Consider the following 8,860-nt stretch of genomic DNA (forward strand, 5'->3'; position numbering starts at 1 on the left):
ATGAGCGAGGACCGGATCGAACGAGAGATCAGCATCGCCGCGCCCGTGGAGCGCGTATGGGCGGTGCTCACGGAGCCGGAGCACGTCGGATCGTGGTTCGGACAGGGCAAGCCGACCCCGGTCGACCTGCGTCCGGGCGGCACGATGCACCTGGACCACGGAGAGTACGGACAGTTCCCGACGACGATCGTGAAGGTGGACCCGCCGCACCACTTCTCGTACCGCTGGGCGAGCGGCTTCCCCGGTGAGCAGGCGGTCGAGGGCAACTCCACCCTGGTGGAGTTCACCCTCACCCCGGACGGCGACGGGACTCATCTGCGTGTGGTGGAGACCGGCTTCGCCGGCCTCGACATCCCCGCGGACAGGGTCGACACAGCTGGGTACGAGAGCCACTCGGGCGGCTGGACCGAGCAGGTCGAGAACATCAAGCAGTACGCGGAGCGGCTCGCGGCATGACAGCGGACGCACGCCAGGACACGGACAGTCGGGGCCCCGACCCGGGCCCCGACCCGGGCGCGGACCGGAGTACGGACCAGGACGCCGTCACCGAGGTCCTGTCCGCGCTGGCGGACCCGACCCGCCGCCGGATACTCGACGCCATCGCCGCGCACGGCGAGGCGACGGCGACAGTCCTGGCGACAGAGCTGCCGGTCAGCCGGCAGGCGATCGTCAAGCACCTCGCGGTCCTGACCCGGGCCGGTCTGGTGGCCGGCAACCGCAAGGGCCGCGAGGCGCGGTACACCGTGCTGCCCGCGCGGCTCGGCGTCACCGCCCGCTGGATGGACCGCGTCGCCTCCGAGTGGGACAACCGGCTCTCGGCGATCAAACGCCTCGCCGAGGCGGACCCGGCTACGCCGCCACCTTCCGGCTCAGCTCCCGCGCAACCCGGGCGACCCACTCGCTGAACTCCTGCCGGTGATGCACCTGTCCCCCGCACAAGGCGCTGACCTGCGCATCCGTGAGGCGGTTCGGCCCATCCACCGCCAGCAGTCCGCTCAACTCCCGTAGCACGGAAGCCAGCCGCACAGCATCGGTGTGCTCGATCGAGTCGACCCCGTGGCCGCCACCCAGCGTCGTGGAACCAGGCATCACACCCTCCTTCCGGCGCCCCCTGGAAGCAGCGTAAACCCGCCGAACGTGAACCGCCCCCGTCCGGCGTGGGGGCCAGGACGGGGGCGGCATTCAGGGAGCTGACCGTCAGCCCATGTGCGGGTACGAGTAGTCCGTCGGGGGGACCAGCGTCTCCTTGATCGCGCGGGTCAGCGTCCAGCGCATCAGGTTCTGCGGGGCGCCCGCCTTGTCGTTCGTGCCGGACGCGCGGCCGCCGCCGAAGGGCTGCTGGCCGACGACGGCCCCGGTCGACTTGTCGTTGATGTAGAAGTTGCCCGCGGCGTACCGCAGCTTCTCCATCGTGTACGCCGCCGCGGCACGGTCGTTCGCGATGACCGCACCGGTCAGTGCGTACGCGGACACCGACTCCATCTGCTCCAGCATCGCGTCGTACTCGTCGTCCTCGTACACGTGCACCGCGAGGAACGGGCCGAAGTACTCGGTCGTGAAGACCTCGTTGCCCGGGTCCGAGCACTCGACGACCGTCGGGCGAACGAAGTAACCGACCGAGTCGTCGTACGTCCCGCCCGCGACGATCTTGCAGCTCGGGTCTTCCTTCGCACGGTCGATCGCGGCCTTGTTCTTGGCGAAGGCACGCTCGTCGATCACGGCGCCGATGAAGTTCGTCAGGTCCGTGACGTCACCCATCTTGATGCCGTCGACCTCGGCCGCGAACTCCTCCTTGAAGCCGGAGTTCCAGATCGAGGCCGGGACGTACGCACGCGAGGACGCCGAGCACTTCTGGCCCTGGAACTCGAAGGAGCCGCGGGTCAGCGCGGTCTTCAGCACGGCACGGTCGGCGCTCGGGTGGGCGACGACGAAGTCCTTGCCGCCCGTCTCACCGACGATGCGCGGGTAGGAGCGGTACTTCTCGATGTTGTTGCCGACCGTCTTCCACAGGTGCTGGAAGGTCTTGGTCGAGCCGGTGAAGTGGATGCCGGCCAGCTCGGGGTGGTTCAGGGCCACCTCGGAGACGGCGATGCCGTCGCCCGTCAGCAGGTTGATGACGCCCTTGGGCAGGCCCGCCTCCTCCAGCAGCTCCATCAGCAGAACGGCCGCGTGGGTCTGGGTCGGGGACGGCTTCCAGACCACCACATTGCCCATCAGCGCGGGGGCGGTGGGCAGGTTGCCCGCGATCGCGGTGAAGTTGAACGGCGTGATCGCGTAGACGAAGCCCTCGAGCGGGCGGTGGTCCAGACGGTTCCAGACGCCCGGCGAGTTGGCCGGCGGCTGCTCGGCGAGCAGGTCACGCGCGTACTTGACGTTGAAGCGCCAGAAGTCGACGAGCTCGCAGGGGGTGTCGATCTCGGCCTGCTGCACGGTCTTCGACTGACCCAGCATGGTCGAGGCGGCGAGCGTCTCGCGCCACGGTCCTGCCAGCAGCTCGGCCGCGCGCAGGATGATCGCGGCGCGGTCGTCGAAGGACATCGCGCGCCACGCGGGCGCGGCGGCAAGCGCGGCGTCGATCGCGTCCTGCGCGTCCTGCTGCGTGGCGCCGCCGAAGGTGCCGATGACGGCGTTGTGATTGTGCGGCTGTACGACGTCGAGGCGCTCGCCGCCGCCCATCCGCTTCACGCCGCCGATCGTCATCGGCAGTTCGATCGGGTTCTCGGACAGCTCCTTGAGCTTGGCCTCCAGCCGGGCGCGCTCGGGGCTGCCGGGAGCGTAGCTGTGCACCGGCTCGTTGACCGGGGCGGGGACCTGGGTCACAGCGTCCATGAGTTCCGATACTCCTTTGTGAGGGGTGGGAGGGCTCAGCCCCTGGTGATCATCGAGCGCAGGAAGAACAGCAGGTTGGCCGGCTTCTCGGCGAGGCGGCGCATGAAGTAGCCGTACCAGTCGGTGCCGTACGCCGTGTAGACGCGCATCCGATGGCCCTCGGCCGCGAGCCGGAGGTGCTCGTCGCTGCGGATCCCGTACAGCATCTGGAACTCGTACTCATCCAGTTTGCGCCCTGCTCGGCGGGCGAGCTCCTGTGTGATGGCAATGAGTCGCGGATCGTGGGACCCGATCATCGGGTAGCCGTCGCTCTCCATCAGGGTCTTCAGGATGCGGACGTACGCCTTGTCGATCTCGGCCTTGTCCTGGTACGCGACGGCGGCGGGCTCCTTGTAGGCGCCCTTCACGATGCGGACGCGGCAGCCGGCAGCGCCGAGGCGAAGGGCGTCGTCCTCGGTACGGAACAGGTACGCCTGGATCACGCAGCCGGTCTGCGGGAATTCCTCCCGCAGCTCCCCGTGGATGGCGAACATCGAGTCGAGGGTGGTGTGGTCCTCCGCGTCGAGCGTGACCGTGGTGCCGATCCGGGCGGCGGCCTCGACGACCGGGCGGACGTTGGCGAGCGCCAGCTCGTGGCCGCTCTCCAGGGACTGGCCGAACATCGACAGCTTGACCGACATCTCGGCCTTCGTGCCCAGGCCGAGGTCCCCCAGGTGCCCGATCAGCTCGAGGTAGGCGTCGCGCGCGGCGATGGCCTGCCCTCGCGTGGTGATGTCCTCGCCCACCACGTCCAGGGTGACCTCGAGTCCCTTGCCGACGGTGTCCTTGACGATCGGGACGACCTGCTCGACCGTCTCACCGGCGATGAACCGGTCGACGACCTGCCTGGTCCCCGGCGCGGCCGATACGAAACCGCGCATCTTGTCGCTGCGGGACGCGGCGAGGATCACGGGACCCAGCACGGGGCACCTCCACGAAACAGGGATTGAAGGAGGCCGGGCTCGAATGAATCGGGAACGGCACGAAGAACCACCGTGAAACCTAAGGATCGCTCTGATCGTCTGCCATCGACAGCTGTCACGCATCCGTGGCCGGGTTCTCAGACATATGTCTGACGAGGGTGCGAGAATGTGCAGATGAAGGGCGATTACCAAGAACTGGTCGACGAGATCTCGGCCCTGCTGGCCGTCCCCGCGACGCTGGAGAACCGGGATTTCGGCCTGATCGCCTTCGGCGCCCACGACAGCGACGACGACACCGCAATGGACCCGGTCAGGACGCGCTCGATCCTGACCCGGAAGTCCACGCCGGCGGTGCGCGCCTGGTTCGAGGGCTTCGGCATCGCACGTGCGACCGGCCCGGTGCGTATCCCGGCGGTGCCGGAGGCGGGGGTCTTCCGCGACCGGATCTGTCTGCCCGTACGCCACCGGGGCATCGTTTTCGGTTACGTATGGCTGCTGGACGCCGAGCCGGGGCCCAAGCAGGCCCAGCTGGCCGCGGCTATGGGCGTGGCCGAGCGCATCGGCGTGCTGCTCGCGGACGAGGAGCGGGCGGGTGCGGATCTGTCCCGCGAGTTGCGCGCGGTGCTGACTGCGGAGCGGGGCTGGCAGTACGACATGGCGGTCGCGGCGTTCCGCTCGGCGCTGGGCGGCGCGGGGGCGGAGGGTCCGCACGCGGTGGTCTGCGTGACACGGTGGCGGGAGGACGAGGCCCCGTCGGCACGCTCACTGCCGGGCGTGGCGGCGCTGTGCACCTTGTCGTGGGGAGCGGGCAGTGGTGCCCGCTCCGGGCAGCTCGGCACCGGCAGGAGCGCGGGTGGCCGGGCGATGAGCCCTGACGCGGGCGCCGGGGGAGCTGGGGGGGCTCCCGGGAGCGGCACAACCGGCCGAACCGGAACGCCCGGCGGCGGCGCGGGCGGAACCGGAAACCCCGGGAGCGGCAGCATCGACGGCTCCGATGACCCCCACGACGCCGGCCATGCCCTCGCCGTCCTCGTACGGCTCCGCTCTGCCGACGCCCTCGCGCCCGCCGTCACCGCCGCGGACCGGCTCCGCGCCATGGCGGGCGGGGACGCGGCGACCGCCGGAGTCGCCGCCCCGCGCCGTGGTCTCACCAACCTCAACACCGCTTGGCTGGAGGCGACTTCCGCGGCCCGCGCCGCCCGGGCCCAGCCTCGGCTCGGGCCTGTCGCCGAGTGGGCGGCGATCGGCCCGTACCGCATGCTGACGGCGCTGCCCGCGGACACCGCGCACGACCCCGCCGTTCGCGAACTGCTCGACCGCTCGCACGCCGAACTGGCCCGCACCGCCGAGGTGTTCCTCGACAACGCGGGCCAGGCGGGCCGCACGGCGGCCGCCCTCGGCATCCACCGCCAGACTCTCTACTACCGGCTCTCGCGCGTCGAGCAGCTCACCGGCCTCGACCTGGCCGAGGGCGATGACAGGCTGCTGCTGCACATGACCCTGAAGGCAGCGCGGCTGTAGGTGTCTCTAGGATCCGCAACTCCGTTAGCAACGAAGGCGGTTTGTTAGCAGTGGATTAGCAAATCCGCGATCCCGTTGACAATGACTACGTTCAGTAGTGATCTCCGTCGCTCTGCCCGGCTACAAGGGCTCGGACGGGGTCCCTATCGCGGGGTGGATGCGGGCAAGTGGCCGATCGCGGTGGACCGCGGCGATGTCACCAAGGTGTACTTCCAGGACCCCAAGCTGCGGACGTGGCACACGCTCGACTGGGAGCACGCGCCCGCGCTCAAGGGTCCGGTCAGCCGGGATGCCCTGGTCCATGCTCGCCGACTCGCCAAGAGGACCCACCGGTTCCCCGACACCAAACGCGCGTTGATCGAACTCCTCGAGCGGTGCAGTGCCGGGCTGGCAGCGGACCGCACCGAGCGGCGGATGGCGGTGCGTCTGTCCCAGGAACGGTTACGGCTGGTGGGCGAGGACGACGAACCGCAGGACGCGAAGGACGAGGTCGCCATGCTGCCGTCGGTCCGGCGCATCGCAGCCCTGAGTACGCCAGAAGTGGGCCCGGCAGAGGTCGGTCACCTCCGGCGGGAACGGCCGGCCCGGATACGCCAGCGGCGGGTGGTGCGGCGACGGCAAGGTGAGCTGCTGGAAGGTCACGGACACGGAGCGGATGCCCAGTTTCTCGGCCACCGACCGCGCGCCGGCTGCGGCCGGCATCATGCCGGTCGCCACCAACGCATCGCGTGATGGCCGGCATCAGGGCGGAGGCCGCGACCGGTCGATGACCGACTCGTCGGCTTCGATGCGCTGGACCCGTACCCGGGGCGATGCGTAGATCTGCACAGCGGGCGCATCGAAACGCGGCCCCCTTGCCGCACCGGGCGGCGACCTCGGCTCGGCCGACTGGATCATGGAACAGATCGGGGACTGCGATCCTGGCCCGCCGGCCGGCACAAGCCCGGAGACCATCAGGATCGCGCGGCGGGGTCCCCCATCCGTTCCGTGGCCCTCAGGCCTTGTTCTCCAGGATCGCCCGCAGCCCCTGCCTCAGATCCTTCGCCGACGGCGCAGTCTCCGGATCGACCATCCACTGGATCATCACGCCCGCCACCAGCGCCTGGTAGAGAAGCCCGGCCACCCGGGCCTTCTCCGGGTCTGCCTCCGGGTCCATACCGAGGAACGCCTCGGCCATGCCCGAACGCCCCTCCTTCTGCGGCTCCTTGATCGCCTCGCGCAGCATCTCGTCGTCGTCCAGCCGCGCCACGACCTCCAGTTGGAGCTTCCAGACCGCGCGGCTGGCGTCGAACGCGGCGATGATCTGCTCCCAGGTCTTCTCGAAGCGCTCCAGGGGATCCGCCGTCGGGTCGGGTGCTTCCCTGTTCGCCGGGCCGACCGCATCGCCCCACTCCTCCGTCACCGCGAGGAAGGCCTGGTTGAGGAGCGCCTCCTTGGAACCGTAGTGGTAGCCGATGGAGGCCAGATTGGTGCCGGAGGCGGCAACGATGTCCCGCGCGGTCGTCCGGGCGTAGCCCTTTTCCAGCAGGCAGCGCTTCGCACCTTCGAGCAGATCCTCACGATGTCCCATGACAGGAGCGTACCCGGCACACAGACGCTTGTGTAAGACGCGCGTCTATGAACCGGGTACGTGGAGCGGGAGGCGACGGGAAGATCAGTCGGTGAGGTTCACCGAACGCGCCGACGCCGCGCCGATCTCGTCCGCAATCTCGGTGAGCACCGACGGCGGCACGGTGTCGTCCACGGTCAGCACGACGACCGCCTCGCCGCCCTCCTCCGCACGCGAGACCTGCATGCCCGCGATGTTCAGTCCGGCCTCGCCGAGGATCCGGCCGACCGTGCCTACGACGCCGGGACGGTCTTCGTACCGCAGGACGACCATGTGGTCGGCGAGCGCCAGGTCGATGTCGTAGTCACCGATCGCGACGATCTTCTGGAGGTGCTTGGGGCCGGCCAGCGTGCCGGAGACCGCGACCTCCTCGCCGCCCGAGAGCGTGCCGCGGACGGTGACGACATTGCGGTGGTCCGGCGACTCCGAGCTCGTCGTCAGCCGGACCTCCACACCACGCTCCTGCGCGAACAGCGGGGCGTTGACGTACGACACGGTCTCGTCGACCACGTCCTCGAACACGCCCTTGAGCGCGGACAGTTCGAGCACCTTGACGTCGTGCTGGGTGATCTCGCCGTACACCTCGACGTCGAGCCGGACCGCGACCTCGCCCGCCAGGGCGGTGAAGATCCGGCCGAGCTTCTCGGCGAGCGGCAGACCCGGGCGCACGTCCTCGGCGATGACGCCGCCCTGGACGTTGACCGCGTCCGGCACGAGCTCACCGGCGAGCGCGAGACGGACCGAGCGGGCGACGGAGACACCGGCCTTCTCCTGCGCCTCGTCGGTGGACGCGCCGAGGTGCGGCGTGCACACCACCTGGTCCAGCTCGAACAGCGGGGAGTCCGTGCACGGCTCCTTCGCGTACACATCCAGGCCGGCGCCCGCGACGCGTCCCTCCTTGAGGGCCGAGTACAGCGCCTCCTCGTCGACGATCCCGCCGCGCGCGGCGTTGACGATCCGGACCGACGGCTTGACCTTGTGCAGCGCTTCGTTGCCGATCAGGCCGAGCGTCTCGGGGGTCTTCGGGAGGTGGACGGTGATGAAGTCGGAGACCTCTAGCAGCTCCTCGAGCGAGAGCAGCTTGACGCCCATCTGCGCGGCGCGCGCAGGCTGTACATACGGGTCGTACGCGACGATCTTCATGCCGAAGGCCGACATCCGCTGCGCGACCAGGACGCCGATGCGGCCGAGGCCGACGACGCCGAGAATCTTCTCGCTCAGCTCGACGCCGGTGTACTTGGAGCGCTTCCACTCCCCGTTCTTCAGGGCGGTGTTGGCCTGCGGGATGTTGCGCGCGGTGGCGACCAGCAGACCGCAGGCCAGCTCGGCGGCGGTCACGATGTTCGACGTGGGGGCGTTGACCACCATCACGCCGGCCTTGGTGGCGGCGGAGACGTCGACGTTGTCCAGCCCGACGCCCGCACGGGCGACGACGCGCAGCTTCTTGGCGACGGCGATGGCCTCGGCGTCGACCTTGGTGGCGCTGCGGACGAGGATCGCGTCGACATCGGCGATGGCCGGGAGCAGCTCCGCACGGTCGGCGCCGTTGCAGTGCCGGATCTCGAAGTCCGGGCCCAGCGCGTCGACGGTGGCGGGCGACAGCTCTTCAGCGATGAGTACGACAGGTTTCGAGCTCACGTGAGTCCTCACAAGTCCAGTGCGGACGGCCGTCCCGACGGCCGCAGGCGGTGGAGGGGGCTAGCCGCGTGGAAGACGCACGACACTGTGGGCCTGACGCGTATGTCTTGAGCAGTCTAGTGGTGCAAGCGGGTGCGTCTTAACGCCTACGAGGCAGGATCACCCGTCCGTGGCTGGACAGAGTGGAGAAACGCTGGAGCGCGGCGCGACGCCCGGACGGGGGTCGGGCCAGGTCATGTCAGCCAACCACGACGAGTACTCCCGTCCGCAGGCTTACGCCTCGTCGTTGTCGACCCAGCTC

At 69.6% G+C, this 8,860-nt stretch carries 8 protein-coding genes and 1 pseudogene; 3 read left to right on the forward strand and 6 right to left on the reverse strand.

Annotated features, from left to right (window positions below):
* A complete protein-coding gene (locus ACWDO5_RS23845; protein WP_450532370.1) occupies positions 1-456 on the forward strand; it encodes an SRPBCC family protein in 456 nt (151 codons plus the stop codon).
* The gene (locus ACWDO5_RS23850; RefSeq protein WP_450532371.1) at positions 453-905 is read left to right on the forward strand and encodes an ArsR/SmtB family transcription factor; all 453 of its coding nucleotides are present in this window, start codon (positions 453-455) and stop codon (positions 903-905) included. The genes ACWDO5_RS23845 and ACWDO5_RS23850 overlap by 4 nt, the downstream gene beginning before the upstream one ends.
* Here ACWDO5_RS23850 and ACWDO5_RS23855 read toward each other — a convergent pair.
* The 3 genes from ACWDO5_RS23855 to ACWDO5_RS23865 all read right to left on the reverse strand — a co-directional run bounded on the left by ACWDO5_RS23855 (position 850) and on the right by ACWDO5_RS23865 (position 3,791).
* Entirely contained in the window at positions 850-1,089 is a 240-nt protein-coding gene (locus ACWDO5_RS23855; RefSeq protein WP_450532372.1) for a hypothetical protein, read from the reverse strand. The genes ACWDO5_RS23850 and ACWDO5_RS23855 overlap by 56 nt on opposite strands.
* A 108-nt stretch (positions 1,090-1,197) precedes the next feature.
* Positions 1,198-2,829 (reverse strand): L-glutamate gamma-semialdehyde dehydrogenase, encoded by a 1,632-nt coding sequence (gene pruA / locus ACWDO5_RS23860; protein WP_450532373.1) that lies wholly within the window; start codon positions 2,827-2,829, stop codon positions 1,198-1,200.
* Between the two features lie 35 nt (positions 2,830-2,864).
* Positions 2,865-3,791, reverse strand: a complete 927-nt coding sequence (locus tag ACWDO5_RS23865; RefSeq protein ID WP_450532374.1) for a proline dehydrogenase family protein — start codon at positions 3,789-3,791, stop codon at positions 2,865-2,867.
* Positions 3,792-3,965: 174 nt separating this feature from the next.
* On the opposite strand from ACWDO5_RS23865, the gene ACWDO5_RS23870 reads away from it, so the two are divergent.
* On the forward strand, positions 3,966-5,312 hold the full coding sequence (locus tag ACWDO5_RS23870) for a PucR family transcriptional regulator (RefSeq protein ID WP_450532375.1): 1,347 nt from the start codon (positions 3,966-3,968) through the stop codon (positions 5,310-5,312).
* 555 nt (positions 5,313-5,867) lie between these two features.
* Here ACWDO5_RS23870 and ACWDO5_RS23875 read toward each other — a convergent pair.
* The 3 genes and pseudogenes from ACWDO5_RS23875 to serA form a co-directional block, all read right to left on the reverse strand.
* Positions 5,868-6,038: pseudogene (locus ACWDO5_RS23875) on the reverse strand (glycosyltransferase); the annotation flags it as partial.
* 268 nt (positions 6,039-6,306) lie between these two features.
* Positions 6,307-6,882 carry a TetR/AcrR family transcriptional regulator gene (locus ACWDO5_RS23880; protein WP_450532376.1) on the reverse strand — a complete coding sequence of 192 codons (576 nt, stop codon included), beginning with the start codon at positions 6,880-6,882 and terminating at the stop codon, positions 6,307-6,309.
* A gap of 84 nt (positions 6,883-6,966) precedes the next feature.
* Positions 6,967-8,559: a phosphoglycerate dehydrogenase gene (gene serA / locus ACWDO5_RS23885; protein WP_450532377.1), complete on the reverse strand. Its 1,593-nt coding sequence runs from the start codon at positions 8,557-8,559 to the stop codon at positions 6,967-6,969.
* Between the last annotated feature and the right edge of the window lie 301 nt (positions 8,560-8,860).

The organism is Streptomyces sp. NPDC000880 (assembly GCF_053599675.1).

What these genes read in the sequence shown, in the direction of transcription:
- ACWDO5_RS23845 (WP_450532370.1), top strand. Translation starts at nt 1, where the DNA reads ATGAGCGAGGACCGGATCGAACGAGAGATCAGCATCGCCGCGCCCGTG.
- ACWDO5_RS23850 (WP_450532371.1), top strand. Translation starts at nt 453, where the DNA reads ATGACAGCGGACGCACGCCAGGACACGGACAGTCGGGGCCCCGACCCG.
- ACWDO5_RS23855 (WP_450532372.1), bottom strand. Translation starts at nt 1,089, where the DNA reads ATGCCTGGTTCCACGACGCTGGGTGGCGGCCACGGGGTCGACTCGATC.
- pruA (WP_450532373.1), bottom strand. Translation starts at nt 2,829, where the DNA reads ATGGACGCTGTGACCCAGGTCCCCGCCCCGGTCAACGAGCCGGTGCAC.
- ACWDO5_RS23870 (WP_450532375.1), top strand. Translation starts at nt 3,966, where the DNA reads ATGAAGGGCGATTACCAAGAACTGGTCGACGAGATCTCGGCCCTGCTG.
- ACWDO5_RS23880 (WP_450532376.1), bottom strand. Translation starts at nt 6,882, where the DNA reads ATGGGACATCGTGAGGATCTGCTCGAAGGTGCGAAGCGCTGCCTGCTG.